This window comes from uncultured Pseudokineococcus sp., from assembly GCF_947495735.1.
Lineage (GTDB): Bacteria > Actinomycetota > Actinomycetes > Actinomycetales > Quadrisphaeraceae > Pseudokineococcus.
Genome location: NZ_CANMAA010000002.1, coordinates 55,710 through 82,320 on the forward strand (window position 1 = coordinate 55,710; position 26,611 = coordinate 82,320).

Sequence of the window (26,611 nt, forward strand, 5' to 3'; positions counted from 1 at the left end):
CGGCAGCGCCTCCAGGCGCATCGGCAGGCTTCCACCCGCACGCCTCGGCGAGGAGCCCGTGGCCGTCCTCAGCGCCGAGAGGTCCTCAGCGCCAGGGCTCCACGACGAGGACACCCGCACCCGCCCGCGTGGGCAGGTCGACGAGCGCCCGGCCGGCCTCGGCCAGCGGGAGCACCTCGCCCACGAGCTCCGCGGGGCGCAGGGCGCCGGAGGCCACGAGGGCCAGCAGGCCGGGGTAGTCCGCAGCGGCCATGCCGTGGCTGCCCAGGACGTCCAGCTCGTGGCTGATGACGCGCTCCATCGCCACCCGCGGACGCCCCGTGCCGTCCGGCCCCGGGGGCAGCAGGCCCACCTGGACCAGCCGTCCCCGCCGCTCCAGCGACCAGAGGCCCTGCGCGAGAGTCCTCGTCGACCCGAGGGCCTCGACGGCGACCGCAGCGCCCCCGCCGGTCGCCTCGTGCACCGCGGCGACGACGGGGTCTCCCTCCGCGCCACCGGGTCGGGCTCCGCCGTCGTCGAGGCCCGCCTGCACGACCACGTCGGCGCCCAGCTCGCGCGCCCGCTCCAGGGCCGCGCCGGAGACGTCGACCGCCACGACGACGCCCGCCCCCAGCGCCCTCGCGAGCGCGACGGCGGACAGGCCGACGCCCCCGCAGCCGAGCACCACGACGCTCTCGCCGGGGCGCAGGGCGGCACGCTGCGCCAGGGCCCGGTGCGCCGTCGCGGTGCGGCAGCCGAGAGCGGCTGCGGCGACGTCGGTCGGCCCGCCGTCCTCCACCGGGGGCAGGGCGACGAGGTTGGCGTCGGCGTGGTGCAGGGCGACCAGCTCGGCCAGCGACCCGTCGTCGGTGAACCCGGGCTGGCGCTGGTGGGGGCAGACCTGCGGGTTCCCGCCGCGACAGGTGTCGCAGCGCCCGCAGCCGCAGACGAACGGCGTCGTGACCCGGTCACCGGGGCGCCAGCGGGTGACGTCGGGGCCGACGCGCTCGACGACGCCGGCGAGCTCGTGGCCGAGCACCTGCGGGAGGACGACGTCGGGGTCGTGGCCCGCGTAGGCGTGCCAGTCGCTGCGGCACAGGCCGCTCGCGCCGACCCTCAGCACGACGCCGTCGTCCGGGGGCCGGGGGGCGGGCACCTCCTCCACGGCCGGCTCGACCCCGAACTGCCGCAGCACCAGAGCTCGCACGACCTGCACGCTACAAGTCGGCACCGGGGCCGGACGCTCGTCGCCGGCGTCCTGCTGGCGGCCCTCCCCCGGGGCCGGACCGCAGCACCGCGACGGCCGACGAGCCCCTCGGCGAGGTCGTCGGCAGGTGGTGGTCGGTCAGGTCCGGGGGGCGAGGGTGATGCGCGGGTCCAGGGCCGCGGCGGCGACGTCCGCGACGGCGTTGGCGACGATGACGGTGGCCATGACGACGGTGACCAGGCCCACGAGCAGGCTGCGGTCGCGGTCGCGGATGGCCTCGAACAGGGTCCCGCCCAGGCCGGGCATCCCGAAGATCCCCTCGACGACGAGCAGGCCGACGAACAGCTGGCTGACGTTCGCGGCCACGAAGGTCACCACCGGGATCAGCGCGGGCTTGAGGGCGTGGACGGCCACGATCCGCCGGGTCCGCAGCCCTCGGGCGCGGGCGGCGTGGACGAACGGGGAGGCGAGGGTCTCGGTGAGCTCGGCGCGCGTCAGCAGCGCGACGTACCCGGTCGACAGCGCCGCCAGCGCCAGCACCGGCAGCACGTACGTCAGCGGCCCACCGCCGGCCCCGGTCAGCGGGAACCAGCCGAGCTCGACGCCGAGCACGGTGCGCAGCAGGTACGCCGCCACCAGCACCGGGGTGGAGACCAGCAGCAGCGAGACGGTGTAGACGCCGGCGCCGAGCTGGCGCCCCGAGGTGGCCAGCGCCCCGGCGACGACGCCCACCACCGACTGCACGAGCAGGGCGCCGAGGACGATGACCGCGCTGACCGGGGCGGTGGCCAGGACCGTCTCGGAGACCAGCGGTCCGGCGCCGGCGTCGCCGTAGGGGTCCAGCGGGAACGCCCGGCCGAGGTCGCCGGTGACCACGTCGCCCAGGTACAGCAGGTACTGGACCAGCAGGGGCTCGTCCAGGTGGAACTGGGCCTCGATGGCCGCGTAGATCTCCGGTGGTGGCGGGGTGAACCCGAACAGCGCCCGCACGGGGTCGCCGGGCAGCTGCGTGACGGCGACGAAGACCAGGGTCAGCGCCGCCCACAGGCTGAGCAGCATCTGCACGCCCCGGCGCACGAGGAAGGCCACCACGGGGCCACTGTGCCCCGCCGATCCGCGTGGAGGGGTCGACACGGCGCATCCGGTGAGACAGGTTCTGCCGGGTGACCGCAGGCACCGCCCCGCTGGCCCTCCCCGAGACCGAGGCGCCGACGCCGCGGCGGCGGGGCCGCCCCAGCGCCCAGCTCGTCGTGGCGGTGGTGCTGCTGAGCGCGCTGACCGCCGTCGCCGTCGCACCGGGCGCCTTCGCCGGCGCCGACCCCGAGGACTGCGACCTGTCGCGGTCCGTCCAGGCCCCGTCCTGGGCGCACCCGTTCGGCTTCGACGTCTTCGGCTGCGACTACGCCGCCCAGGTGGTCCACGGCACCCGCGCCTCCCTGGTGCTGGCCGTGGTGGTCGTGCTCGGCACGGGCCTGATCGCCCTGGTCGTCGGGACGGTCGCCGGCTTCGCGGGCGGGCCGCTCGACGCCGTCCTGTCCCGGCTGACCGACGTCTGGTCCGGCATCCCGCTCATCCTCGGCGGGATCGTCCTGCTCAGCGCCTCCGACGCCCGGGGCCTGCCCCAGGTCGCCCTCGTCCTGGTCGCCTTCTCCTGGCCCCCGATGGTCCGCGTCATGCGGGCCTCGGTCCAGCAGACCCGGGAGCGCGACCACGTCGCCGCCGCCCGCGCCCTGGGAGCTGGGCCCTGGCACCTGGTCACCCGCCACGTCGTGCCCAACGCCGTGCGGCCGCTCGTCGTCTTCGCGAGCGCCTACGCCGGCGTCGTCATCGCCGCCGAGGCGATCCTCACCTTCGCCGGCGTCGGCCTCGCCCGCCCCACCCAGTCGTGGGGGATCCTGCTCCTCCAGGCCCAGGACCGGCTCGCCCAGGCCCCGCACCTGCTGGTCTTCCCTGGCCTGTTCCTCGTCGCCGCCGTCCTGGGCTTCGTCCTCCTCGGCGAGGGCCTGCGCCGGTCACCGCACGGCTGAGGCCGTGCTGCGGGCGCGACCGTCCGGAGGTCGACGCGGCGAGCTCCCCCACGGCAGGAGGCTCTCCTGCCTGATGCCGGGCGTGGCCGATCCCCTCCGAGACGCGCCCTCCGACGCCCGGCAGATCGCCGAGGTCCACGTCGCCAGGTGGCGGGCCGCCTACCGGCACCTGGTCCCGCAGGCCCTTCTCGACGTGCTGTCGGCGGACGACCGCGAGGAGCGGTGGCGCGAGGCCGCGGCGCACAGGAGCGGGGTGCTCGTCCACGACGCCGCCGCCGGCCGCGTCGACGGCTCCTGCGCCTTCGGGCCCTGCTCGGACGAGGACGCCGCCGACGCGGTCGGCGCCGTCCACCCCCTCTCCGTGCTGCCGAGCGCGTGGGGTGCGGGCCTCCGCCGCCGCCTCCTGGACGCTGCGCTGTCCCACCTCCGAGCCGGAGCCGGAACCGGTGCCGGAGCGCCCGTCCTGCGGACCCTGGAGGGCGACGCGCGAGCGCGGGGCCTCTCCGAGCGGCAGGGCTGGCGGCCCGACGGACGACGACGCACGCAGCGCCGGCCGGGCATCGGCGCGGTGCCCGAGAACGCCGTCGACGAGGTCCGGTACCGCCTGCCGGGCTGACCGCCGGCCTCGGACGTGGGAGGTCGGACCAGGGACGGGCTCCCGGTCGACGCACCACGCTCCGACTCGGGGGCGGTGCCCTGCGCAGGCCCGCCCTCCGTGAGGGTGAGGCAGCGTGGTCGACGGCTTCCGCGCCCACCGGCGAGGCCGTCCCGCAGGGGTCCGTCCAGCGAGCGGCCGCCCGAGACCGCCGCGCCACTCGACCTCGCCGTCGAGGAGGACCGGGGTCGGGGTCATGCCGAGGCGGTGAGCGGTGACGGCTGAGGTGACGTCACCCGGGTGGACGTGGGCGACCAGCGCCGTGGCGCCCGCCGATGTGACGGTGCAGCACGGGGTCGGCGAAGGCGAGGGCCGCCTCCTCGGCGTGCGCCACCCCCAGCGGCTCGAGGCGGAGCCGAGCGGTCTGGAGGCCCGGTGCCGAGAGCCTGACGGGGCCGCTCACCGGGACAGCAGGGAGGGGCGCACCCGTGCGCGTCCCCGTCGAGGTCGCTCGTCGGCGTCCCCGCGGCCACCGACGGCGGCTACCTCGCCTCCGCAGGCCCGTCCGGCATCGAGTAGATGCTGAGCCGGTTGCCGTCCGGGTCGGAGAAGGTGAAGTAGTCCACCACTCCCTCGACGTGCTCCAGCGGTCCGGCGGCGATGCCGAGCCCGAGGAGGCGCTCACGCTCGCCGGCCGCGTCCGGCACCCCGAGCCGCACGACGACCTCAGCACCGGAGCGGGCCGTCGGCTCCTGCCCCAGCTGCAGCCACGACGGCCCCACCTGGAGCTCGACCACGTCGTCAGCGGGCTCGAGGTCGGGACCACCCAGCTCCAGTGCGCGCTCGTACCAGCCGATCGCTCGGACGAGGTCGCTCACCGGCAGGCCGACGGTCACGCTGGAGACGTCCACGGCCGCAGGATCGCAGGGACGTGCGCCTTCTGCGGAGCTCGCGCCCTGAGCCACGGGCGACGAGAGCGCCCCCGCCGACCACGTCGCTGGGGCGCCGACCCTCACGGCGGGGAGGCGAGCCCGGGGAGGGAGAACGTCAGGTGCGGGCCGTGCTCGTCGTCGGCCCTCCGGACGCGCATCCGGTAGACGTCCTCCAGCACCTCGGGGACGAGGACGTCCGACGCCCCTCCGACGGCGGCGACGCGCCCCTGGTGGAGCAGCAGGGCGTCGTCGCAGTAGCGAGCGGCCAGGGCGAGGTCGTGCAGGACGACGACCACCGTCGCCCCCAGGCCGCGGAGCAGGTGGAGCAGCTCGTGCTGGTACCTGACGTCGAGGTGGTTCGTGGGCTCGTCGAGCAGGAGGTGCGGCGTGGCCTGCGCCAGCGCACGGGCGATGAGCACCCGCTGCCGCTCCCCGCCGGACAGGTCCCCGACGCGGCGGCCGGCCAGGTGCAGCGCGCCGACGCGCTCCAGGGCCTCGGTGACGGCCTCGACGTCGGCCTCGGTGCGTCCCCCCAGGCCCCGGTGGTGGGGCGTGCGCCCGAGCAGGACGGCGTCGGCGACCAGCATGGGCACGTGGTCCCCGTGCTCCTGGACGACGACGGCCATGCGCCGGGCGACCTGCCGGGCGGACAGCGCAGACAGGTCCTCGCCGTCGACCCGCACGCTGCCGCGGTCGGGGACCAGGGCTCCGTACAGGGCGCGCAGCAGGGTCGTCTTGCCGCTGCCGTTCGGACCGAGCAGGCCCAGGACCCGCCCGTCGGCGGCGTGCAGGTCGACGCCGCGGAGCACGGGGTCCGCCCCGTAGCCGACGTGCAGGTCGCGGGCGCTGATCACCTCCGGCCCTGCGCCGGGGCGCCGAACCGGTCGACGATGCGATCGAGCCCCTCCAGCGCCAGCGGGGTGGGGGGCTCGGTGAAGTTGAACAGCTGGACGAGCACCTCGTCCTCGCGCACGGCGGTGATGGCCGAGGCGCCCGGCAGCTGCTGCACGGCCTCGGCGACCGGGCCGGGGGCGCCGTCGGAGTGCAGCAGGACGAGCACGTCGGGGTCGCGCGCGACGAGCTCCTCGGGGCTGACCTCGAAGACCCGCTCGGGGACGTCGGCGAAGACGTTGCGCAGGCCCGCGCCCTCCAGCTGCGGGTGGGCCATGCTCGCGGTGCCGTAGGCGTAGGTCGTCCCGCCCCCGACGGTCGGGTAGAGCACGGCCGCCGTCCGGGGCTCGGCCGAGCCCTGCTGCGCCGCCGCGGTGGTGATCTCCTCCAGCCGTCGCTCCAGCGCCGCGCCGGCCTCCTCGGCGACCTCCGGCGTCCCGAGGACGTCGCCGTAGCGGGGCAGCTGGTCGGTGATGTCGGCGAAGGAGGCCTCCCGGGGCGCGGTCGCGCACCGCGTCGGCTCCTCCAGCATCGGGATGCCGGCGCCGGCCAGGGAGGCCCGGTCGACGGTGTCGGCGTCGCCGAGGACGAGGTCGGGGGCCTGGGCGATGACGGCCTCGCGGGAGATGTGCAGGTGCCCGCCGCTGTCGAGGTCGTCGCCGAGCAGCGGGACGTCCTCGAGGGCGGCGAGGACGTCCTCGTCGTAGTACGCCGGCGGGAAGGCGCCCGCTCGGGCGACGGCGCGGTCCAGGGCGCCGAGCTCGGCGAGGTAGGGCACCCAGGAGCTGCCCAGGAGCACCATCCGCTCGGGCGGCGCCTCCAGCTCCACCTCGACACCGCAGTTCTCGACGACGAGCGGGAAGCCCGGCGCCGCGGCCGTCGCAGACGCGCCGGTGCCCGGTCCCGCGGCGGTGGGCGCGCAGGCGGTCAGGACGAGCAGCGCCGTCGCCGAGGCGACGACGGGCGAGACCGGGGAGCGTCGGGCGGGCGCACGCCGAGCAGGGGCGCGTCGAGCAGGAGCGGGCACGTGGGTCCTCCGTGGGGAGCGCGGCGGCTCGGGGTCAGGTGGTGGCGTGGTGGCGGCGCACCAGGTGCAGCAGGAAGGGGGCGCCGACCAGGGCCGTGACGATGCCGATGGGCAGCTCCTGCGGCGCCAGGACGGTGCGGGCCGCCAGGTCCGACCAGATCAGCAGCACGGCCCCGAGGAGCGCCGACGCGGGCACGAGCCGGCGGTGCGCGGCTCCCACCAGGCGCCGCGCGAGGTGGGGCACCACGAGCCCGACGAAGCCGATGGACCCCGAGGACGCCACGAGGACGCCCACGCACAGCGACACGAGGACGACGAGCTGGACCCTCAGGACGGCCGGCACCACGCCCAGGGCCTGCGCCGTCTCGTCCCCGATGGCCAGGGCGTCCAGCCTCGGCCCGAGCAGGAGCAGCACCGCCGCGGTGAGGGCGCTGACGACCAGCACGACCGCCAGCGGCAGGCCCCAGCCCGCGAGGGCCAGCGAGCCCAGCAGCCAGAACATCACCGAGCGGGCGCCCTCGGCCGAGCCGGAGGCGAAGACCAGGAAGCTGGTCGCCGCCGACAGCGCGTACCCGACCCCGACGCCGGCCAGGAGCAGCCGCAGGGACGTCACCACCCCTGATCCGCGCGCCACCACCAGCACCAGCACCGACGCGCCCAGAGCACCGGCGAACGCAGCGGCGGGCAGGGCGAGCTGTCCGGCTCCGGCCAGCGCGCCGAGCAGGATCGCGGCTGCAGCGCCCAGGCTCGCGCCCGAGTTCACGCCCAGGACGTAGGGGTCGGCGAGCACGTTGCGGACCATCGCCTGCAGGGCCGTCCCGCAGACCGCGAGACCGGCGCCGACCGCAGCCGCCAGCAGCACCCGGGGAGCCCGGACGTCCCAGACCACGGCCTGCTCCTGCACCGACCAGGTGGGTTCGACCGGCCACCCGAGCAGCTGGTGGCCCACCACCGCGGCCGTCGTGGCCGGGGGCACGGCCACCGCGCCCAGCCCGGCCGCGACGAGCGCGCTGAGCAGCAGCAGGACGGCGAGACCCCACAGGACCAGCGCGTGCCGCCGCTGACGAGCCCGCAGCCCGAGCGGGTCGCCTCCCCGGCTGCGACGGCGCGGCACGGGGCGCGCCGGGTGGTCCCCGAGCGGACCTGCCGCGGAGGGGACGTCGAGCGACAGGTCGTGGGCCGGCGCCGGCGCGCTCACGAGGGGGTGGTCGCGCGCGTCGACGCAACGGGCTCGACGAGGGACCCGGCGGGCCTCTCGCGGTCGCGCGGGGTCGTCGGGCGTCCATCCATGCCCGGACCGTATGCCGCCGAGCCCGGCGCGACCGACACCACGAGGGACCGCGAGGTGAACCGCCCGTGAAGGGGCGGTGACGAGGACGCGGGAGGGCGGCCACCGGGCGGGCCCGCGTCGCGGACGGCCGGTGGCGCCCGGAGCTCGTGCCGCGGACGGTGTTCACCGGAGTTCTGCGCCCTCGTCACCCGCCCGCTCCAGAGTGGTCGCGGCACTCGTTCCGGGAGGAGCACCGATGCCGCCGACCCCCGGCCCCAGGCCGCCTGGACCTGGGCCGTCGCACGAACGGAGACCCCGATGACCGGTGCACACCACGGCGCTCACGGCCACACGCACGGCCACGACCACCTTGCTGAGAACCATACTCACCCGCACACGCACGAGGCAACGGCTGTGGAGGGCGGGATCCTCGGCGAGGCCGTGGACCTGTCCGTCCCCGACGCCGAGCTGAGCCCCGGTGCGCTGAGCCGTCGCGGGGTCCTGCGCGGCGCGGGCCTCCTGGGCGCCGGGCTGTCGGCGTTCGGCGCGGCCGCCGGCGCGAGCCCGGCCGCGGCGGCCGGCGCCCCCGCCGGCGACCGCCGGGGCACCCGGTACCAGTGGCTCGCCGGCGACCACCACATCCACACCCAGTACAGCCCCGACGGGATGTACCGGGTCAGCGACCAGGTCCGCGCCGCCGGCCAGTACGGCCTGGACTGGATGGTCATCACCGACCACGGCGGCGAGACGCACTCCCGGATCGGCGTCGAGAAGACCAACCCCGACGTGCGCGAGGCCCGCCAGGACAACCCCGACATGCTCGTGTTCCAGGGCCTGGAGTGGAACATCCCCGCCGCCGAGCACGGCACCGTCTTCGTCGCCCCCGGGCCGCACGAGGTCTCCGTCCTGCAGCAGTTCGAGCAGGGCTACGACGGCGTCGTGCAGCGGGCGAGCGCGGACGAGGCCCTCGCCGTCGCCGGGCTGACCTTCCTCGCCCGCCAGGTCAGCGACGGGCGCACCCCGGACGCGCTGATGCTGGCCAACCACCCGGCCCGCAACGGCATCGACTCCCCCCACGAGATCCGGGGCTGGCGCGACGCCCCCGGGCGCATCGCCATCGGCATGGAGGGCGCCCCCGGGCACCAGGCCGCCGGCATCCCCACCGACTCCCTCGGGCCCGGCTCGGCGCGCGGCTACTACGGCAACTCCCCCCGCGCGGACTCCTTCGCCGGCTACCCCCTGGAGAGCTACCGCACCTGGGGCGGCTTCGACTGGATGACCTCCACCGTCGGCGGCCTGTGGGACAGCCTGCTGGCCGAGGGCCTGCCCTGGTGGGTCACCGCCAACTCCGACAGCCACTCCAACTACGGCGACTGGTCGGTCAACCCGACCGGCAACGACCGGAACGCCACCGGCCCGGACGGGCGCGTCTTCGAGGTCGACGGCCTCTACAGCGACCCCGTCTACGGCGGCCAGATCCAGACCGGCCGCGGTGACTTCTGGCCCGGCTACTACAGCCGCACCCACGTCGGCGTCGCGCGCGGCGGCTACCGGCAGGTGATGTCGGCCATGCGCGACGGCCGCGTGTGGGTCGACCACGGCGGCCTCGTCGACGGCGTCGACGTGCGCGTGCGCGCGCTGTCGGCGACCTCGCGCGAGTCCACGCTCGGCGGCTCGCTGCGCGTGCGGCAGGGCGACGACGTCGAGGTGAGCATCACGGTCGCCCTCGCCTCGGGGCCCAACTACGCGACCTTCCGCCCCGAGCTCGCCCGGGTGGACCTGGTCCTCGGGCAGGTCACCGGCGCGGTCACCGACCGGGACGTCTTCACCACGCCCAGCACCCGCGTCGTCGAGTCCTTCGACACCACCGGCGTGCGGGCCCGGGGCGGCACGGCCACCTTCACGCACACCGTGCGCGACGTCGGCGGCCCGTTCTACGTCCGCTTCCGCGGCACCGACGGCAAGCGCTCCCAGGTCGGCATCTACGGGGCCTCGATCGACCCGCAGGGCCCCGCCCTGGACGTCGAGGGCGACGCCGACCCGTGGGAGGACCTGTGGTTCTACACGAACCCGGTCTTCGTGGTGCCCGAGGGCCGCACGCGCGGCAGCCGATGACCACGACCCCCACCACCGCGGCGGCGGCCTCCACCTCGACGGGGGCCGCCGCCGCGGTCGCGCCCGCGACGCCAGGTCCGCGCCACGTCCTGGGTCTGGCCACGCCGCACCTGCGCACCCCGGCCGAGGTCGACCACGCCGCCGCCCGCGTGGCGCAGGTGGCGGGCTTCCCCGTGGGCGCCCTCGTGGCGAGCACCCTCGTCCCCGGGCCGCCCCAGCACCTCGGGCTCGTCGTGCTCACCGCCGAACCGCTGCCCGAGCAGGTCGCCGCAGCGGTGGCGGCGGCCGCCGGCGCGACCGGTCCCGGCGAGGAGGTCGCCCGCCGGGCCGCGGCCGGGGACGCGGACCGGGTGGCGCGCTACCCGGGCCTCGACGTCCTCCTCGGCGTCCTGCCCGTCGCCGAGGTCCTGCGCTCCGGCGCCGTCGAGGCGCTCGTGGGCCTCGGGGGCCTGGTCGTCCCCGACGACGCCGAGCTGGACACCCGCGACCACGTCCGGCCGCGCCTGGCCGGCGGGCGGATGGTCCTCGACGTCCAGCCCTCCCGCGGGGGGCGCTGGGTGCCGTTCGAGCCCCCCGTCCAGCACGCCTGCTGCAGCAACCACTGACCACGGCGCCCGCGTGCGCACGCCGCAGCGCCTCGGGGTTGAGCACCGAGACCCTCAGCCGCGGAGCAGGTCGCGCTCGATCCCCCCGGGCAGGCCGTGGGTGGCGCGGTCCGGGCGCTGCGGCGGCAGCGGCTCCTCCTGCATCCACGCCCAGGTGTCGGCGACGGTGTCCTCGACGGGGCGGCACACCAGGCCGGAGCGAGCGGCGCGGGTGGTGTCGGCCTCCAGGAAGCCCGCGAAGTCGCCGCGCTCGGGCACCCAGCACGGCAGGTGCGTCCACGGCTCGGCGCCGGCGGCCGCGAGGTCCTCCTCGCCGACCCACACCAGCTCGGCGTCGGACCCGGTGGCCTCGACGCAGGCCTGCAGGAGACCGGCTGTCGTGGTGTGGCCAGACCGGCTGATGACGTCGACCGGACCGCGGACCCCCTCGACCAGGCCGGTGAGCAGGAAGGCGGCGAGGTCGCGGGCGTCGACGTGCTGCAGGGGTCGTCCCGGGCGTCCCGGCGCCACGACCCGCCCGCCCCGAGCGATGCGGCTCAGCCACCACGGCAGGCGCCCGATGTCCTCGTGCGGCCCCAGGACCAGACCCGCGCGGGCGAGCAGCGCCTCGGGGAACACCTGCCGGACACCGAGCTCGGCGCCTCGCTCGAGCGCCGGGTAGTCACCCGTCTCGGCGCGGGGGTCGCCGTCGACGAGCGGCGAGGTCTCGTCGACGTGCTGGCCCCACCGGTACACCGACCCGCTGGAGACGTAGGCGCACCGCTCCACCCGCCCGGCGAGCAGCCGAGCGGCGTCGGTGGCGACCCTCGGTGCGCCGGACCAGGTGTCGACCACGCCGTCCCATCGCGCGCCGGCCAGCGCGGCCTCGAGCGCCGCGCCGTCGGTGCGGTCGGCGTGCAGCACCGTGACCTCCGGCGGCAGCTGCCCGGTCACGCCGCGGTGCAGGGCCGTGACGTCCCAGCCCCGCGCGAGCGCGTCGGCCACCACGGCGCGGCCGACGAAGCGCGTCCCACCCAGCACCAGGAGCCTCATGCGCCGACCCTGCCCCCTCCGGGCCGGGTCCTCCCGCTCGTCCGCGCTCGGCGAACGCCCCGGCAGCCGTGCCCGCGGGACGGTCGCCGCACCTCTCGCCCGCCGCGCGGCGGGTCACGTCCGAGGGCTGCCCGTGCCGTCGGAGCGGCACGACGGCCGCCTGGGGACGAGCGCAGCGGGCCGTCGGCGGCGGCCCGTAGCGTCGCCGTCGTGGACACCCCCGTCGTCGCCCCCTCCCCCAGCACCGCCAGCACGGCCGACGCCGCGGCCGAGGTCCTGCGGCGCCTCGTCGGCCGCGACGACGCCGTCCTGCGGGACGGCCAGGGCGAGGCGGTCGAGGCGCTGGTCGACCGGCGGGCGCGCGCTCTCGTCGTCCAGCGCACCGGCTGGGGCAAGTCGGCCGTCTACTTCGTCTCCACCGCGCTGCTGCGCGCCCGCGGTGCCGGTCCGACGCTGCTGGTCTCCCCGCTGCTGGCCCTGATGCGCGACCAGGTCGCCGCGGCCGCCCGCGCGGGCGTCCGGGCGGTGGAGATCAGCTCCGCCACGGCGCACGAGAACGACCTGGCGCTGCAGGCGCTCGCAGCCGACGAGGTCGACGTCCTGCTCATCTCCCCCGAGCGGCTGGTGAACCCGGCCTTCGCCGAGCAGGTGCTGCCGGACCTCCTGGCGCGCACGGGCCTGCTCGTCGTCGACGAGGCGCACTGCATCTCCGACTGGGGCCACGACTTCCGCCCCGACTACCGGCGCATCCGTGACCTGCTCGGCCGTCTGCCCGAGGGCACCCCGGTGCTCGCCACCACCGCGACCGCCAACGAGCGGGTCGTGGCCGACGTCGCCGAGCAGCTGTCCGCGCCGGCGCCGGGCAGCTCCCAGCCGGTGGAGGTGCTCACCGTCCGCGGCCCGCTCGCCCGCGACTCGCTGCGCCTGGGCGTGCTCGACCTGCCCGACGACGCCGCGCGGCTGGCCTGGCTGGCCGCGCACCTGCCCGACCTGCCGGGCTCCGGCATCGTCTACACGCTCACGGTGGCCGCGGCCGAGGACACCGCCGCGGCCCTGCGCGCGTCCGGCCACGAGGTCCTCGCCTACACCGGGCGCACCGACGACGCCGACCGCCGCGAGGCGGAGGCGGCGCTGCGGGAGAACCGCGTCAAGGCCCTCGTCGCCACGTCGGCGCTCGGCATGGGCTTCGACAAGCCCGACCTGGGCTTCGTCGTCCACCTCGGGGCGCCGTCCTCGCCGGTGAGCTACTACCAGCAGGTGGGCCGTGCGGGGCGCGCGGTCGAGCGGGCCGACGTCCTCCTGCTGCCGGGGCGCGAGGACCGCGCGGTGTGGTCGTACTTCGCCACGGCCAGCATGCCGCGGCAGGAGGACGCCACCGCGGTGCTCGACGCCCTGGAGGGTGCCCAGCGCCCCGTCAGCGCGGCCGCGCTCGAGGCCGTCGCCGACGTCCGGCGCACCCGCCTGGAGCTGCTGCTGAAGGTGCTGGCCGTCGACGGCGCCGTCGAGCGCGTGCGCGGCGGGTGGACGGCCACCGGGCGGCCGTGGGTCTACGACGCCGACCGCTACGCCCAGGTGGCGGCGACGCGCACCGCCGAGCAGGAGTCGATGGTCGCCTACGAGCGCACCCCCGAGTGCCGCATGGCCTTCCTCCAGGAGGCCCTCGACGACGCCACGGCGGCGCCCTGCGGCCGGTGCGACCGCTGCGCCGGTCCCTGGTACCCCGTCGACCTGCCTGACGACGCCCGTGAGGCGGCCTCCGCCGCCCTGCGGAAGGCGGGCACCACCCTCGACGCACGCGCCCAGTGGCCCACCGGGGCAGACCGGCTCGGCGTGCCCGTCAAGGGGAAGATCTCCGCGGACGAGCAGGTCGGGACGGGCCGAGCACTCGCCCGCACCAGCGACCTCGGCTGGGGCTCGCGCCTGCGCGACCTGCTCGGGGACGTCTCGGGCGACCCCGAGCGGGTGCGCGACGTCGCCGTCCCCCCGGACGTGCTGCAGGCGTGCATCCCCGTCCTCGCCGCCTGGGACTGGGCGCGGCGTCCGGTCGCGGTGGTGGCGATGCCCTCGCAGAAGCGCCCGACGCTCGTGCAGAGCCTGGCCACGGGTCTCGCCGAGCTGGGGCGGCTGCCCTACCTCGGTGTGCTGCCGGCGACGCCGGGGCACCCGCCGGCGCGGGCGGGCTCGGGCAACAGCGCCTTCCGGCTGGCCGGCGTGTGGGGCGCCTTCGGCGAGGCCGACGAGCTCGTGGCCCAGCTGCCCGCGGGCAGCGACGGACCGGTCCTGCTCGTCGACGACGTCGTGGACACGCGCTGGACGATGACCGTCGCCGGCCGCCAGCTCCGACGGGCCGGCGTCCAGGTGCTGCCGTTCGCCCTGGCGGTCGTGGGGTGAGCCGTCCCGCACCGGCCGCGGCAGCTCGCGAGGGCTGCGCCGCGCCGGTCGAGACCTCACCCCCCGCCGAGGGACCCCTCGCTGGGGGGCTTGCGGGCGCTGAGCAGCCCGCGCGGTCGCAGCGGCGGCGTCGCCGCGCCGTGCCCGCGGCCCAGGGCGTCGACGAGCTCGACGAGCGCCTCCTGGGAGGGCACGCGCGGCTCCCACCCGAGCTCGTGCCGGGCGAGCGCCGAGGAGAGCAGGGGCACCTGGGTGAGCAGGTCGACCCAGCCCGCCTCGGTCGGCTGCAGCCGGGCGCGCCAGGTCGCCGCCGCGAGGGCGCGCAGGACGCCCACCGGCAGGCGGGGCACGCGCTGCACGCGCAGGGCCGCCGCGACGTCCATGCGGTCGACGACCGGCGAGGTCACGAGGTTGAAGGGTCCCTGCGCCCGCGTGCGGAGCATGCGGAGCACCGCCTCGGCGACGTCGTCGGCGTGCACGACCTGGAAGACGATCTCCTCCGGCAGCGGCAGCACGGGCAGGACCACGCGCCGCACGAGCGAGAGCGGCAGGAGCGCCCCGATGAAGTAGCGCCCGATCTCGGACCCGGCGTCGGCCTGGAGCACCAGGCCGGGACGCATCCGGGCGATGCGCGCGTCGGGGTGCGCGCGCTGGACCTCGTCGAGCACCCGCTCCGCGGCCACCTTGTGCCGGCTGTAGGAGGAGGACTCGATGCCGGTGGTCGGCCAGTCCTCGCCGACGGCGTCGCGCGGGTCCGCCCCCTCCCCCGCGGCGCCGTCGGGCACGGGTGTCGCCCGGGGCGCGTAGGTGCCCACCGACGAGGCGTGCACGAGGTGGACGCCCGCCGCGGCGGCGGCCGTGGCCACGCGCCGCGTGCCGTCGACGTTGGCGGCGCGCAGCACCGCCTCGTCGTGGCTGGGCTGCAGCAGCCACGCGAGGTGCACCACGGCGTCGGCGTCGGCGAGCTCGCGCTCCAGCACCGGCACGGACGCCGGCGAGGCGAGGTCGGCCTCCACCCACCGCACGCCACCGGCCTGCCGGGGTGGACGGCGCACCAGGCCGACGACCTCGACGTCCTCCTCGCGCTCCAGCCGGCGCCGGAGCGCGGTCCCGAGGTTGCCGCTGGCGCCTGTGACGAGGACCTTCATGACCCCACCCTGCGGGCTCCGGCGCCGCGGGACCACCAGGACACGCACGACGGGGACCCCCGGCGGCGCGGGGACGGCCACCCGTCCGGGCGCCCGCGCCGCACCGGCACGGGCACCAGCACGGGCACCAGCACGGGTCGGGGCCCCGGATAGCGTGCACGGCGGCGGTCGCGCGCCCCCGGGCGCCCGACCACCGCACACGCAGCGACCCGCGACGGAGCAGGGAGAGGTCATGGCAGGCGTGCAGGACAGGGTGGCGGTCGTCACCGGCGGCGGTCGCGGCATCGGCGCGGCCATCGGGGCGCGGCTGGCCGCCGGCGGGGCGGCGGTCGCGCTGCTGGACCTCGACGGGGAGCGCGCCGAGGCGACGGCGGCCGACCTCCGCAGCACCGGGGCGCGCGCCCTGGGGCTGGCGGTCGACGTCACCGACGCCGACGCCGTGGCCCGCGGCGTCCAGCGCGTGGTCGACGAGCTCGGCGGCGTGGACGTCGCCGTCAACAACGCGGGCGTGACGCGCGACAACCTGCTGTTCAAGATGAGCGAGCAGGACTGGGACGTGGTGATGGCCGTGCACCTGCGCGGCGCGTTCCTCGTCTCCCGCGCCGTGCAGGCGCCGATGGTCGCCCAGGGGAGAGGCCGGATCATCAGCCTCTCGAGCGTCAGCGCCCTGGGCAGCCGGGGCCAGGCCAACTACTCGGCCGCCAAGATGGGCCTGCAGGGCTTCACGCGCACGCTCGCCGTCGAGCTCGGGCGCTTCGGCGTCACCGCCAACGCCGTGGCCCCCGGCTTCGTCCAGAGCGACATGACCGACGCCACCGCCCGGCGGCTCGGGATGACGCCGGAGGCCTACCGCGAGGCGGTCGCCGAGCGCACGCCCGCGGGGCGCATCGGCCAGCCGGAGGACATCGCGGAGGCCGTGGCGTTCCTCGCCTCCGACGAGGCCTCCTTCGTCACCGGCCAGACGCTCTACGTGGACGGGGGCCAGACCCTGTGAGCCAGGACGCCGCGGAGTCGACCGGGGGCGCGGCCGACCCGGCGGCCGCCCCCCTCAGCGCCACCGGACCCACCGCCCGGGGCCCGGTGGACCCGGCGGCCGCCCCGCTGAGCGCCACCGCGACGACCTCGCGCGGGGCGGTGGACCCGGCCGCCGCGCCGCTCGTGGCCACCTCCGGCGACGAGCGGACGCCGGCCTCGGCCTCGGCGAGGGCGCTGCTCCCGGACGCCCTGCGCGGCTTCACCGCGGCCGTGGACGCCGCGGCCCGGCACGACGGGTGGGGCCTGCCCACGCCGTCGAGCGGCTGGGACGTCCGCGCCGTCGTCGGGCACGTCGCGGCGCAGCACGGGCGCGTGCCGGCCCTGCTCGGCCGCGGGCCGTCCCGGCTCGCCCCGGACGGCGACCCGCTCGGGCCGGACCCGCGGCCGACCTGGCGCGCGCTCGTCGCGGCCTCGACCGTCGCCTGGGCCACGGCGCCCGAGGACGCGCGGGTGGTGATCGCCGGGGAGGACGCCCCGGCGTCCGAGCTGGCCGAGCGCCTGCTCCTCGACCTCGTGGTGCACGCCTGGGACGTCCGCCGCGCCCTCGCGGTGGCGGGCGCCGACGTCGACGAGCGCCTGGACACCGCGTGCGCGGAGCACTGCCTGGGCTGGGTGCGCAGCCACCAGCGGCTGCTCGCCGACTCCGGGCGCTTCGGCACGCCGCAGGACACCGAGTCCGCCGACCCGCAGGCCCAGCTCCTGGGCCTCGTCGGCCGTCGGGCGTGACCGCCCTGGACGACCGCGGCGCGGCGGAGGTGGCCCTGCGCCTCGTCGCGCCGGAGGACGCCGCGGTGCTGACCGCGCTGGCGGTGTCCAACCGCGACTTCCTGGCGCCGTACGAGCCGGAGCGCGACGAGGACTTCTACACCGTGGACGTGCAGCGCCGTGCGCTCGAGGGAGCCCTGGAGCGGCACGCCGCGGGCCGCACCGTGCCCCTCGTCGTCCTGAAGCACGGCGAGGTCGTCGGCCGGCTGACCGTCAACGACGTGGTGCAGGGCGCCCTCCAGTCCGCCTCCCTCGGCTACTGGGTCTCCGAGCACGCCGGCGGCCGGGGCGTCGCGACCGCCGCCGTCGCGCTGGCTGTGCGCCTGGCCGGCGAGGAGCTCGGTCTGCACCGCCTCGAGGCGAGCACCCTGCCGGACAACGCGCGCTCCCAGGCGGTGCTGGCCCGCAACGGCTTCGAGCGCATCGGCCACGCCCCGCGCTACCTGCGCATCGCCGGTCGCTGGCGCGACCACGACCTCTTCCAGCGGGTCCTCGACGACTGACCACTCCCGAGGACCTCCCCGCCGAGCCGGGCGGGGCGGCTCGTGCGCAGGGGTCGTCAGCGGGTCGGCGCGCCCGCGCCGGCGGCCTCGAGCGCGGCCTCGACGTGCAGCCGCGCGGACGGCAGCAGGGGCACGGCGGCGTCCTGCGGCCGCAGCAGCAGCTCGAGCTCGGTGCAGCACAGCGCCAGCGCCTGCGCCCCGGTGCCGACCAGGCCGGCGGCGACCCGGCGCAGGTCCTCGCGCGTCGCCTCGGAGAAGACGCCGCGGCAGAGCTCGCCGAAGACCGCCCCGTCCACCCGGGAGACGTCCTCGGCTCCCGGGACCACGACGCGCAGCCCCGAGCGGCGGAGCCGGTCGACGTAGAAGTCCTCCGTCATCGTCGCCCCGGTCCCGAGCAGGCCGACCACCTCCACCCCCCGGCGCCGGGCCGCCGCGGCCACGACGTCGGCGAGGTGCAGGAACGGCACGTCGAGCGCCGCCTCGAGCGGTCCGGCCGCCTTGTGCATGTAGTTGGTCGCGAGGACGACGAGCCCCGCCCCGGCTGCCTGCAGCGCCAGCCCCTCTCGCTGCAGCAGGGCCCCGGCCTCGTCCCACCGGCCGTCCAGCTGCAGCTCGCGCACGGCGGCGAAGTCGACGCTGCGCACGAGCAGGTCGGCGCTCGCCAGCCCGCCGCGCCGCTCGCGGACCAGCTCGTTCGCCAGTCGGTAGTACAGGGCGGTGGACTCCCAGCTCATGCCGCCGAGGACACCGATCGTGGTCATGGGGCCACCCTGCCCGACCGAGGGCGCCCGGCGGTCGGGTCGAGTCCGCTCCGGCCCCGGACGCACGTCGGCCCCGCCCCCGGGAGGGACGGGGCCGACGAGGCGGACGGCTCTCAGGCGAGAGCGGCCACGGCCTGCTCGACGGGGACGTCGCCGGAGACGAGCTCGAGGGTCTGCCCCGCGGTGCCCGGCGCCTGCAGCAGCGCCACCAGGACGGCCGCGACGTCGGCGCGCGGGACGCCACCGACCTCGAGCGTGCTGCGCGACAGGGTGACCGAGCCGGTGCCCTCGTCGTCGAGCAGATGGCCGGGGCGCAGGACCGTCAGGTCGAGCTCGGGGCGCGAGCGCAGGGCGTCCTCGGCCTCGAGCTTGGCGCGCAGGTACTCCACGAAGCCGGGCTCGACGCCGTCCGGGGTGGCGCCGTCGACGACCGCCTGCAGGCCCATGGCGGAGACGAGCAGGTAGCGGCGCACGCCGGCGACCGAGGCGGCGTCGGCGAGCTTGAGCGCCCCGTCGCGGTCGACGTGCTGCTTGCGCTCGGAGCCGCCCTTGCCACCGGCGCCGGCGGCGAAGACGACCGCGTCGGCCCCGCGGACGTGCGGGGAGAGGTCCGCCGAGGTGGCGGTCTCGATGTCGAGCACGACGGGGGCGGCGCCGTCGGACTCGAGGTCCGCGACGTGGTCGGGGTTGCGCACGAGCCCGACGACCTCGTGCCCGCCCTCGACGAGACGGGGGGTGAGGTGGCGGGCGACCTTGCCGTGGGCTCCGACGATGAGGACCTTCACGGGACTACCTCCAGGGGTGGGGCGTGAGCTGCGATGGCGCGCCGGGTGGGGCGCGGGTGCGTCGTCGTCGCGAGGACGACCTACGGGGCCCAGCGGTCCGCACCGGCCATCTGTTCCATCGCCTCCCGGCCGCACGAGAGTCGTCGCGGGACGACGGCTGTGCGACGAGCAGCCGTGCGAGACGCCCGTCGGGCGCGGGCGCCTGACCGACCGCGCGAGACGAGCGCCCGACGGGCCGACCCCACGCCGGTCGAGCGGTCGGGCGGTCAGCGGACGAGCACCTCGGCGGCCCCGCCGCGGCGGGGCACGAGCTCGCCGACGACCGGCGCGCCGGGCACCTCGCCGACGACGAGCAGGCCGCCGGAGGTCTGGGCGTCGGCGAGCAGCAGCAGCTCCTCCTCCGCGCCCGCGGCGAGGTCGCAGCGCAGGTGGGGGCGCACCCAGTCGAGGTTGCGGCGCGTCCCGCCGGAGACGTAGCCGTCGCGCAGCGCCTCGCGGGCGCCGTCGAGGTAGGGCACGGCGGCGGCGTCGACCACGGCGTCGACGCCGCTGGCGCGCGCCATCTTGAACAGGTGGCCGAGCAGGCCGAAGCCGGTGACGTCGGTGGCCGCCCGCGCCCCGGCGGCGACCGCGGCGCGGGAGGCCTCCGCGTTGAGGGTCGTCATCGCGTCGACGGCCTGGGGGAAGACCTCGCCGGTCGCCTTGTGCCGGCTGTTGAGCACCCCGACGCCGAGGGGCTTGGTGAGCGAGAGCGGCAGCCCGGCCGCGCCCGCGTCGTTGCGCAGCAGCCGGTCGACCTCCACGAGGCCCGTCACGGCCATGCCGTACTTCGGCTCGGGGTCGTCCACGCTGTGGCCGCCGGCCACGTGGCACCCGGCCAGGCGGCCGACGTCCGCGCCGCCGCGCAGCACCTCGGCCGCGAGCTCCATCGGCAGGAGGTCGCGCGGCCAGCACAGCAGGTTCACGGCCACCAGCGGCGTCCCGCCCATGGCGTAGACGTCCGAGAGCGCGTTGGCGGCGGCGATGCGGCCCCAGTCGTAGGGGTCGTCGACGACGGGCGTGAAGAAGTCCGCGGTCACCACGACGCCGTGCCCCGGGGTGGCCGGCGACGTGACGACCGCGGCGTCGTCGCCGTCGTCGAGCCCGACCAGGAGCGTCCCGGCGCCGTCCACGGCCTCCCCGCGGCCGGGCAGACCGGCGAGGACGGCCTCCAGCTCACCGGGCGGGATCTTGCAGGCGCACCCGCCCCCGTGGGCGTAGCTCGTCAGGCGTCCCGGCGCAGCCGCGCCGTTCCCCGTCGTGCCGTCCGGAGCCCGCGTCGTCGTCACGCGCGGGAGTCTGCCTCGTGGGTGCGGCGAGCGCCGCCCCGCCCGGGGCCCGGCGGGACCGCCGGCTCGCCATGGGGCATGCTGGCCGCGCGCGTGGAGGCGTCTGGGTTCCTGGTGGGCCCCGCGGTCTTCAACACCGACGAGGCCGAGCACCTCGGTCTGGCGGGTTCGATTCCCGTCCGCCTCCGCCACGCGCCCTCCCGCAGCGGCCCCTGCTGGGACCGGGTCCCGACGGCGCCCTCGCGGGCCCCGCCCGCCCCGGCGCCGGCCGCGCACGGCGACCTACAGTCGGGGCGTGAGCACCCCGGGCCGGTCCGACCAGCGCTCCCCCGCCCGCCGGGTGCCGAGGACCGACGCCGTCCTCGCCGCCGAGGAGCTGGCCGGCCCGCAGCAGCGGCTGGGGAGCCCCCTGGTCAAGGAGGCCGTCGTCGCCGCGCAGCAGCGCGTGCGCGCCGGCGAGGTGGCGCCCGAGGACGTCGTCGCCGAGGTGCTGGCCGCGCTGCCCGGCAGCGCGTCCAGCCTGCGCCCCGTCCTCAACGCCACCGGGGTCCTGCTCCACACGAACCTCGGACGGGCCGCGCTGTCCCGCGCCGCCGTCGAGGCGCTCGCCGCGGCCGCCGGCACGACCGACGTGGAGCTCGACCTCTCCACGGGCGCGCGCGGACGGCGGGGCCGCGACGCGATGGCGGCGCTCGCGGCGGCGGTGCCCGACGCCGGCGGCGTGCACGTCGTCAACAACGGCGCGGCGGCGCTCGCGCTGGCCGCCACCGCGCTGGCCGCCGGGCGCGAGGTCGTCGTGAGCCGGGGCGAGATGGTGGAGATCGGCGACGGCTTCCGGCTGCCCGACCTCATCACCTCGACCGGCGCCCGGCTGCGCGAGGTCGGCACCACCAACCGGACGGCGCCGGCCGACTACGCCGACGCGCTCGGCCCCGAGACCGGCATGGTGCTCAAGGTCCACCCCTCCAACTTCGTCGTGCAGGGCTTCACCGCGGACGTCGACGTCGCGGGCCTGTCCCGCGTCGTCGACGACGCCGCGGAGCGCCTCGGCCGGCGCGTGCCCGTCGTCGTCGACACCGGCTCGGGGCTGCTCGCCCCCCACCCGCTGCTGCCGGGCGAGCCCGACGCCGCGAGCGCCCTGCGCGCCGGCGCCGACCTCGTGACCTCCAGCGGCGACAAGCTGCTCGGCGGCCCGCAGGCCGGTCTGCTGCTGGGGCGCGCCGAGCTGGTCGGGCAGCTGCGCCGCCACCCGCTCGCCCGGGCGATGCGCGTGGACAAGCTCGTGCTCGCCGCGCTCGAGGCCACGCTGCGCGGGCCCGCCGCCCCGGTGCGCGCCGCCCTCGAGACCCCCGTCGAGCAGGTGCGCGCCCGCGCCGAGGCGGTGGCCGCCGCGCTGGTGGCCGAGGGCCACGACGCGCGGGTCGTCGCGAGCGACGCCGCCGTCGGCGGGGGCGGCGCCCCCGGGCTCGCCCTGCCGAGCGCCGCCGTGAGCCTGCCCGCGGGCGCCGCCGCGGCGCTGCGGGCGGGCTCACCGCCCGTCGTGGCGCGCGTGGAGGCGGGCCGGTGCCTGCTCGACCTGCGCTCCCTGGCCCCCGAGGACGACGACGCGCTGCGGGCCGCCGTCCTGCGCGCGCTGCGCGCGGGGGCGCCGTCCCCCGGCGCGGAGGGCTGAGCGGTGCACGTCCTCGCCACCGCCGGCCACGTCGACCACGGCAAGTCCGCTCTCGTCCGCGCGCTGACCGGTCGCGAGCCCGACCGCTGGGCGGAGGAGCAGCGCCGCGGCCTCACCCTCGACCTCGGCTTCGCGTGGACCGACGTGGCCGACGGCGAGGGGGGCTCCGAGCGCGTCGCCCTCGTCGACGTCCCGGGCCACGAGCGCTTCGTGCCGACCATGCTGGCCGGCGTGGGCTCGGTGCCCGCCGTCCTGCTGGTGGTGGCCGCGGACGGCGGGTGGATGCCGCAGTCCCAGGAGCACCTGGACGCCCTGGACGCGCTCGGCGTCCGGGCCGGCCTCGTCGTCGTCACCCGGGCCGACCTCGTCGACGACGCCGCCGCCGCGGCCACCGCGCGGGACGTGGCGGAGCGCCTGCGCGGCACCACGCTGGAGGGGTCGCCGTCGGTCGTCGTGAGCGCCCGCACCGGGGCGGGGATGGACGCGCTGCGGGCGGGCGTCGTCCGCCTGGTGCGCGGGCTGCCGCCGGCCGACCCGCGGGCGCCGGTGCGGCTGTGGCTCGACCGCTCCTTCTCCATCCGCGGCGCGGGCACGGTCGTCACCGGCACGCTCCCCGACGGCGCGGTGCGCGCCGGGGACGAGCTGGAGGCCTTCACGCCCGACGGCGAGCGCCGGTCGGCGCGCGTGCGCGGGCTGCAGTCGCTCGAGGAGCCGCAGCCGGAGGTCAGCGGCCCGGCGCGCGTCGCGGTGAACCTGCGCGGCGTCGCCGCCGAGGACGTGCCCCGGGGCAGCGCGCTCGTCGCGCCGGGCACGGCGCGCCTCACCGACGAGGTGGACGTCGTCCTCACCGGCGCCGTGCGGGCGCGCGCGCTCGCCGACGACAGCGCCTCTGCGGCAGTCAGGTCCGCCGACCGCAGCGCTCTGCCCGGCGAGGCGCTGCTGCACGTCGGGGCGGCGCAGGTCAGCGCGCGCCCCCGCGCGCTGGGACGCGCAGGGCGCGAGGACGGCCCCGAGGTGGTCCGCCTGCGCCTGCGGACGCCGCTCCCCCTGCGCGTCGGCGACCTCGCCCTGCTGCGCGACCCGGGGCGCCGGGCCGTCCTGGCCGGCGTGCGGGTCCTCGACGTCGACCCGCCGGCGCTCGAGCGGCGCGGCGCCGCCCGCGCCCGGGCGCTCGACCTCGGCACCGCCGCGGACCTCGTGCTCGAGAGCGCTCCCACCGCAGCGCCTCTCGGTGAGGTCCGGGGACCGGTCGCCGCGGGCGCGGCGGGCGGCGCGAGCGCCGCGCGCCTGCTCGACGACGAGGTGCGCCGTCGCGGCGTGGTGGCCGCCGCGGCGCTCGTGAGCGCCGGCCATCCCACCGCCCTCGTGCGGGAGCGACTGCGCGGCAGCGGGACCGGCTCCTGGCTGCTCGACGCGACCCGCGCCCGCGCACTGCGCGAGGAGCTCGTCGCGCTCGTCGCCGAGGACGCCGTCCGGGACCCGCTCGCCGGCGGGACGCCGCTGGAGTCCGCCCGGCACCGGCTCGCCCTGCCGGACGCCGACGTCGTCCGGCACCTGGCCGCGGGGGTGCTCGCCGAGCGCGACGGGCGCCTGCGCGCCGTCCCGGCTCTTTCGGCGCCCCCGGCCCCGGCCCCCCCTCCGGCCCGGGTGCCCGGGCGTCCCGGCCCGGCCGCCGCACGCCCCGGCCCCGCCGCCGCACGCCCCGGCCCCGCCGCCGCACGCCCCGGCCCCGCCGCCGCACGCCCCGGCCCGGCGCCCGCGCGTCCGGGGGCTCCAGAGGCTCCGGCCCCGGCTGCTCGACCCGTCTCGCCCGCCACCGCCGCGGCACCCGGGCCCGTCGACCAGCTCCCGCCGCCGGTGGCCGCCGCGGTGCGCCAGGTGCTGGCGGACCTGCGGGCCGAGCCGTTCCGCGCGCCGGACGCCGAGCGCCTGCGCGGTCTCGGGCTCGGCCCGCGCGAGCTGGGCGCAGCGGTCCGCGTCGGCGCGCTGGTCCGCGTCGGCGACGTCGTGCTGGCGCCGGGCGCCCTGGAGGCCGCGGCTGCAGCCCTGGCACCCCTGCCGTCGCCGTTCACGACCAGCGAGGCGCGCCAGGCGTGGGGCACGAGCCGCCGCGTGGCCCTGCCCCTGCTCGAGGCGCTGGACGCGAGCGGGCGGACCGCGCGCCAGCCGGACGACCGGCGCCGCCTGCGCTGACGACCGCCGACCCCTCGGGCGCCCGCGGCGTCAGCGCACGACGTCGCGGGCGCGGTCGCTGACGAGGTCGACGGCGAGGGTCAGGAGCACCAGCACCACGAGGGTGGTGGTCACCGCGGGCCAGTCGAAGACCTGCAGCGAGGTGGCGAGCAGGGCGCCCAGCCCGCCGGCGCCGAGGAGGCCGACCATGACCGTGTCGCGGATCGCGACCTCCCAGCGGTAGAGGGCGTAGGCCAGCACCGGGCCCACCGCGCGGGGGGCCACCCCGTACAGCCAGGTGGCCGCCGGTCGGGCGCCGAGCGCCGTGAGCGCCTGCGCGGGACGAGGCTCCAGCTCCTCGAGGGCCTCGGCGGTCAGCCGGCCGAGCACCCCGAGGGTGTAGACGCCCAGCGCCAGGGCGCCCGGCAGGATCCCGGGCCGCAGGACGAACAGGAGCACCAGCGCCCACACGGGCGGGGGCACGGCCCGCAGCAGGAGCAGGCCGAGCCGCACGACGACGCCGGCCGCCCACGGCACCGGCCGGGCACGGCGCGCCGGGCGGGCGGCCACCGGCGCGAGCAGCACCGCCCCGGCCGTCGCGACGGCGACGGCGATGACCGACATCTGCACGGTGTCGACCGCGGCGGCGCCCAGCGAGACCAGCAGGGAGCCGGACAGCTCGGGCGGCAGGGCCTCCGCGAGCAGGTAGGACAGCTGCTGCCGGGTGCGCTCGGCCAGCAGCGCGGCGGGGGTGACCGCCAGGTACCACCACGACCAGACGACGAGGGCGGCGGTCGTCAGCCCCGCTCCCGTGAGGACGAGGTCGCGGCGCGGCCGGTCGCCCGCGGCGGCGGGCGGGTCGGCGAGGCGGCGGCGCACCGCGCGCCCGGCCACGACCGCGGCCACGCACAGCAGCGTCAGGGCGTAGACGCAGCTCCACACCTGCTCCCAGCGCAGGGAGGTGAACGACAGCGACAGCTCGTACCCCAGCCCGCCGGCGCCGATGAGCCCCAGGACCACCGCGGAGCGCACGGCGCACTCCAGGCGGTAGGCGGAGTAGGCGAGCAGCCCCCCGGCGGCCGGCGGCAGCAGCCCGTAGAGGGCCGCGGCGCCCCGGCCGGCGCCCGCGGCCAGCAGCGCGTCGTGGGCGCCGCGCGGCACCTCGTCGAGCAGGTCGGCGAAGACCTTCGCCGTCACCGCCCCGTAGGGGATGCCGATGGCCAGCACCCCCACCCACGGGTCGAGCCCGAGGACGTTGAGCAGCAGCAGCCCCCACACCACCTCGTGCAGCCCCCGGGGCACGGCGACCACGCCCCGGGCCACCAGCCAGCCGCCCCGGCGCCGTCCCCACGTCGTGCGGGCCAGGGCGACCGCGCCGACCGCGCCCAGGAGCACCGCGAGGGCGGTGCCGAGCGCGGCGTAGGCGACGGTCACCAGCGCGCCCCTCAGGAGCACCTGCCGGAAGTCGCCGGACAGGTCGGGCGCGAGCGCACCGGCGGCGAACCGGGAGAGCTGCCGGGCGCCGGCGGGGTTGAGCACCTCCCCGGAGAAGAGGCCGGCGCCGGCCAGGGACCACAGGACGACGACGGAGGCGCCGAGACCCCACGCCCACCGGGCGCGCGAGCGGCGCAGCACCGGCGTCGCGGGCCGGTCGACGACGGCGCTCACGCCTCACCCGCGTAGAAGGCCGTCAGGTCCGCGACGGACAGCGACCCCGCGGGGGCGTCCAGCGCCACCCGCCCGTCGACGAGGCCGACCACCCGGCTGCAGTGCCGCAGGGCCAGCGCCGGGTCGTGCAGCGAGGCGACCAGCGCCCCGCCCCGCTCGGCGGCGACGCCGGTGAGCAGCGCCATCGTGCGGTCGGTCAGCACCGGGTCCAGCGCCGACGCCGGCTCGTCGGCGAGGACGAGCTCGGGGCGCTGCACCAGCACGCGAGCCACCGCGACCCGCTGCTGCTGGCCGCCGGACAGGCGCTCGGTGCGCTCGTGCAGCCGCGTCTCCAGGCCGACCTCGGCCAGCGCCGCGGCCGCCTCCGGCACCCCCTGCGGCCGCAGCAGCGACCAGGCCGACCGCCACGCCGGCCACGTCCCGAGCCGGCCGGCGTTGACGTTGTGGACCACGCGCAGGGGCCCGACGAGCTCCAGGTGCTGGTGGACGGTGCCCACCCGCGCGCGCAGGCGCCGCGCCCGTCCGGGAGGCAGGGCGGCGAGGTCGTGGCCGAGCACCTCGACCGACCCGGCGGTCGGCGCCACCGAGCCGTTGGCGAGGCCGAGGAGGGTCGACTTGCCCGCGCCGGAGGGCCCGACCAGCCCGACACGCTCGCCGGCCCCGACCACGAGGTCGAGGCCGGCGAGCGCCCGGGTGCCGCCGA

At 77.9% G+C, this 26,611-nt stretch carries 23 protein-coding genes and 1 tRNA gene; 11 read left to right on the top strand and 13 right to left on the bottom strand.

Annotated elements, in window-relative coordinates:
* Positions 1 to 85 precede the first annotated feature (85 nt).
* Together Q0848_RS03190 and Q0848_RS03195 are read right to left on the bottom strand one after the other, a co-directional pair.
* Positions 86 to 1,186, bottom strand: a complete 1,101-nt coding sequence (locus tag Q0848_RS03190; RefSeq protein ID WP_299034690.1) for an alcohol dehydrogenase catalytic domain-containing protein — start codon at positions 1,184 to 1,186, stop codon at positions 86 to 88.
* Between the two features lie 138 nt (positions 1,187 to 1,324).
* Positions 1,325 to 2,278: an ABC transporter permease gene (locus tag Q0848_RS03195; protein ID WP_299034693.1), complete on the bottom strand. Its 954-nt coding sequence runs from the start codon at positions 2,276 to 2,278 to the stop codon at positions 1,325 to 1,327.
* A 71-nt stretch (positions 2,279 to 2,349) separates the two neighbouring features.
* Between Q0848_RS03195 and Q0848_RS03200 the strand changes: the two genes are divergently transcribed.
* Positions 2,350 to 3,213, top strand: a complete 864-nt coding sequence (locus Q0848_RS03200) for an ABC transporter permease (protein ID WP_299034696.1) — start codon at positions 2,350 to 2,352, stop codon at positions 3,211 to 3,213.
* A gap of 82 nt (positions 3,214 to 3,295) precedes the next feature.
* Positions 3,296 to 3,829, top strand: a complete 534-nt coding sequence (locus Q0848_RS03205; RefSeq protein ID WP_299034699.1) for a GNAT family N-acetyltransferase — start codon at positions 3,296 to 3,298, stop codon at positions 3,827 to 3,829.
* A 521-nt stretch (positions 3,830 to 4,350) separates the two neighbouring features.
* Here Q0848_RS03205 and Q0848_RS03210 read toward each other — a convergent pair.
* The 4 genes from Q0848_RS03210 to Q0848_RS03225 form a co-directional block, all read right to left on the bottom strand.
* Positions 4,351 to 4,719, bottom strand: a complete 369-nt coding sequence (locus tag Q0848_RS03210) for a VOC family protein (protein WP_299034702.1) — start codon at positions 4,717 to 4,719, stop codon at positions 4,351 to 4,353.
* Positions 4,720 to 4,820: 101 nt separating this feature from the next.
* Complete coding sequence (locus Q0848_RS03215) at positions 4,821 to 5,549, bottom strand: ABC transporter ATP-binding protein (RefSeq protein WP_366146403.1); 729 nt, start codon at positions 5,547 to 5,549, stop codon at positions 4,821 to 4,823.
* Positions 5,550 to 5,590: 41 nt separating this feature from the next.
* Positions 5,591 to 6,658, bottom strand: a complete 1,068-nt coding sequence (locus Q0848_RS03220) for an ABC transporter substrate-binding protein (RefSeq protein WP_299034708.1) — start codon at positions 6,656 to 6,658, stop codon at positions 5,591 to 5,593.
* A gap of 34 nt (positions 6,659 to 6,692) precedes the next feature.
* Positions 6,693 to 7,772, bottom strand: a complete 1,080-nt coding sequence (locus Q0848_RS03225) for an iron ABC transporter permease (RefSeq protein WP_366146404.1) — start codon at positions 7,770 to 7,772, stop codon at positions 6,693 to 6,695.
* Positions 7,773 to 8,246: 474 nt separating this feature from the next.
* On the opposite strand from Q0848_RS03225, the gene Q0848_RS03230 reads away from it, so the two are divergent.
* Entirely contained in the window at positions 8,247 to 10,043 is a 1,797-nt protein-coding gene (locus Q0848_RS03230) for a PHP domain-containing protein (RefSeq protein ID WP_366146388.1), read from the top strand.
* Complete coding sequence (locus Q0848_RS03235; RefSeq protein ID WP_299034716.1) at positions 10,040 to 10,648, top strand: hypothetical protein; 609 nt, start codon at positions 10,040 to 10,042, stop codon at positions 10,646 to 10,648. Before Q0848_RS03230 ends, Q0848_RS03235 begins: the two co-directional genes overlap by 4 nt.
* A gap of 54 nt (positions 10,649 to 10,702) precedes the next feature.
* Here Q0848_RS03235 and Q0848_RS03240 read toward each other — a convergent pair whose 3' ends face one another.
* Positions 10,703 to 11,680: an NAD-dependent epimerase/dehydratase family protein gene (locus tag Q0848_RS03240; RefSeq protein ID WP_299034719.1), complete on the bottom strand. Its 978-nt coding sequence runs from the start codon at positions 11,678 to 11,680 to the stop codon at positions 10,703 to 10,705.
* 210 nt (positions 11,681 to 11,890) lie between these two features.
* On the opposite strand from Q0848_RS03240, the gene Q0848_RS03245 reads away from it, so the two are divergent.
* Positions 11,891 to 14,071, top strand: coding sequence for an ATP-dependent DNA helicase RecQ (locus tag Q0848_RS03245; RefSeq protein WP_299034722.1), 2,181 nt, complete (start codon positions 11,891 to 11,893; stop codon positions 14,069 to 14,071).
* Between the two features lie 56 nt (positions 14,072 to 14,127).
* Here the strand turns inward: Q0848_RS03245 and Q0848_RS03250 are convergent, their stop codons facing one another.
* Positions 14,128 to 15,219 (bottom strand): NAD-dependent epimerase/dehydratase family protein, encoded by a 1,092-nt coding sequence (locus Q0848_RS03250; protein WP_299034725.1) that lies wholly within the window; start codon positions 15,217 to 15,219, stop codon positions 14,128 to 14,130.
* Between the two features lie 232 nt (positions 15,220 to 15,451).
* On the opposite strand from Q0848_RS03250, the gene fabG reads away from it, so the two are divergent.
* From fabG to Q0848_RS03265, 3 genes are read left to right on the top strand one after another with little or no spacing between them, the layout of a single operon-like run.
* Entirely contained in the window at positions 15,452 to 16,213 is a 762-nt protein-coding gene (gene fabG / locus Q0848_RS03255) for a 3-oxoacyl-ACP reductase FabG (protein ID WP_299034728.1), read from the top strand.
* Positions 16,210 to 16,980: a TIGR03086 family metal-binding protein gene (locus tag Q0848_RS03260; protein ID WP_299034731.1), complete on the top strand. Its 771-nt coding sequence runs from the start codon at positions 16,210 to 16,212 to the stop codon at positions 16,978 to 16,980. Before fabG ends, Q0848_RS03260 begins: the two co-directional genes overlap by 4 nt.
* Positions 16,977 to 17,522: a GNAT family N-acetyltransferase gene (locus Q0848_RS03265; RefSeq protein ID WP_299034734.1), complete on the top strand. Its 546-nt coding sequence runs from the start codon at positions 16,977 to 16,979 to the stop codon at positions 17,520 to 17,522. The genes Q0848_RS03260 and Q0848_RS03265 overlap by 4 nt, the downstream gene beginning before the upstream one ends.
* Before the next feature lie 56 nt (positions 17,523 to 17,578).
* Here Q0848_RS03265 and Q0848_RS03270 read toward each other — a convergent pair whose 3' ends face one another.
* The 3 genes from Q0848_RS03270 to selD form a co-directional block, all read right to left on the bottom strand.
* Positions 17,579 to 18,283, bottom strand: a complete 705-nt coding sequence (locus Q0848_RS03270) for an aspartate/glutamate racemase family protein (RefSeq protein WP_299034737.1) — start codon at positions 18,281 to 18,283, stop codon at positions 17,579 to 17,581.
* A 113-nt stretch (positions 18,284 to 18,396) separates the two neighbouring features.
* Positions 18,397 to 19,068 carry an SDR family oxidoreductase gene (locus Q0848_RS03275; protein ID WP_299034740.1) on the bottom strand — a complete coding sequence of 224 codons (672 nt, stop codon included), beginning with the start codon at positions 19,066 to 19,068 and terminating at the stop codon, positions 18,397 to 18,399.
* Between the two features lie 266 nt (positions 19,069 to 19,334).
* Positions 19,335 to 20,396: a selenide, water dikinase SelD gene (selD, locus tag Q0848_RS03280; protein WP_299034743.1), complete on the bottom strand. Its 1,062-nt coding sequence runs from the start codon at positions 20,394 to 20,396 to the stop codon at positions 19,335 to 19,337.
* 95 nt (positions 20,397 to 20,491) lie between these two features.
* On the opposite strand from selD, the gene Q0848_RS03285 reads away from it, so the two are divergent.
* The 3 genes from Q0848_RS03285 to Q0848_RS03295 all read left to right on the top strand — a co-directional run bounded on the left by Q0848_RS03285 (position 20,492) and on the right by Q0848_RS03295 (position 24,261).
* Positions 20,492 to 20,587 (top strand) — tRNA-Sec (locus Q0848_RS03285).
* Between the two features lie 104 nt (positions 20,588 to 20,691).
* Positions 20,692 to 22,068 (top strand): L-seryl-tRNA(Sec) selenium transferase, encoded by a 1,377-nt coding sequence (selA, locus tag Q0848_RS03290; RefSeq protein WP_299034745.1) that lies wholly within the window; start codon positions 20,692 to 20,694, stop codon positions 22,066 to 22,068.
* A gap of 3 nt (positions 22,069 to 22,071) precedes the next feature.
* Positions 22,072 to 24,261 carry a selenocysteine-specific translation elongation factor gene (locus Q0848_RS03295; protein ID WP_299034747.1) on the top strand — a complete coding sequence of 730 codons (2,190 nt, stop codon included), beginning with the start codon at positions 22,072 to 22,074 and terminating at the stop codon, positions 24,259 to 24,261.
* Between the two features lie 30 nt (positions 24,262 to 24,291).
* Here the strand turns inward: Q0848_RS03295 and Q0848_RS03300 are convergent, their stop codons facing one another.
* Together Q0848_RS03300 and Q0848_RS03305 are read right to left on the bottom strand one after the other, a co-directional pair.
* On the bottom strand, positions 24,292 to 25,908 hold the full coding sequence (locus Q0848_RS03300; protein ID WP_299034749.1) for an ABC transporter permease: 1,617 nt from the start codon (positions 25,906 to 25,908) through the stop codon (positions 24,292 to 24,294).
* A complete protein-coding gene (locus tag Q0848_RS03305) occupies positions 25,905 to 26,576 on the bottom strand; it encodes a phosphonate ABC transporter ATP-binding protein (protein ID WP_299034751.1) in 672 nt (223 codons plus the stop codon). Before Q0848_RS03305 ends, Q0848_RS03300 begins: the two co-directional genes overlap by 4 nt.
* Positions 26,577 to 26,611: the final 35 nt, after the last annotated feature.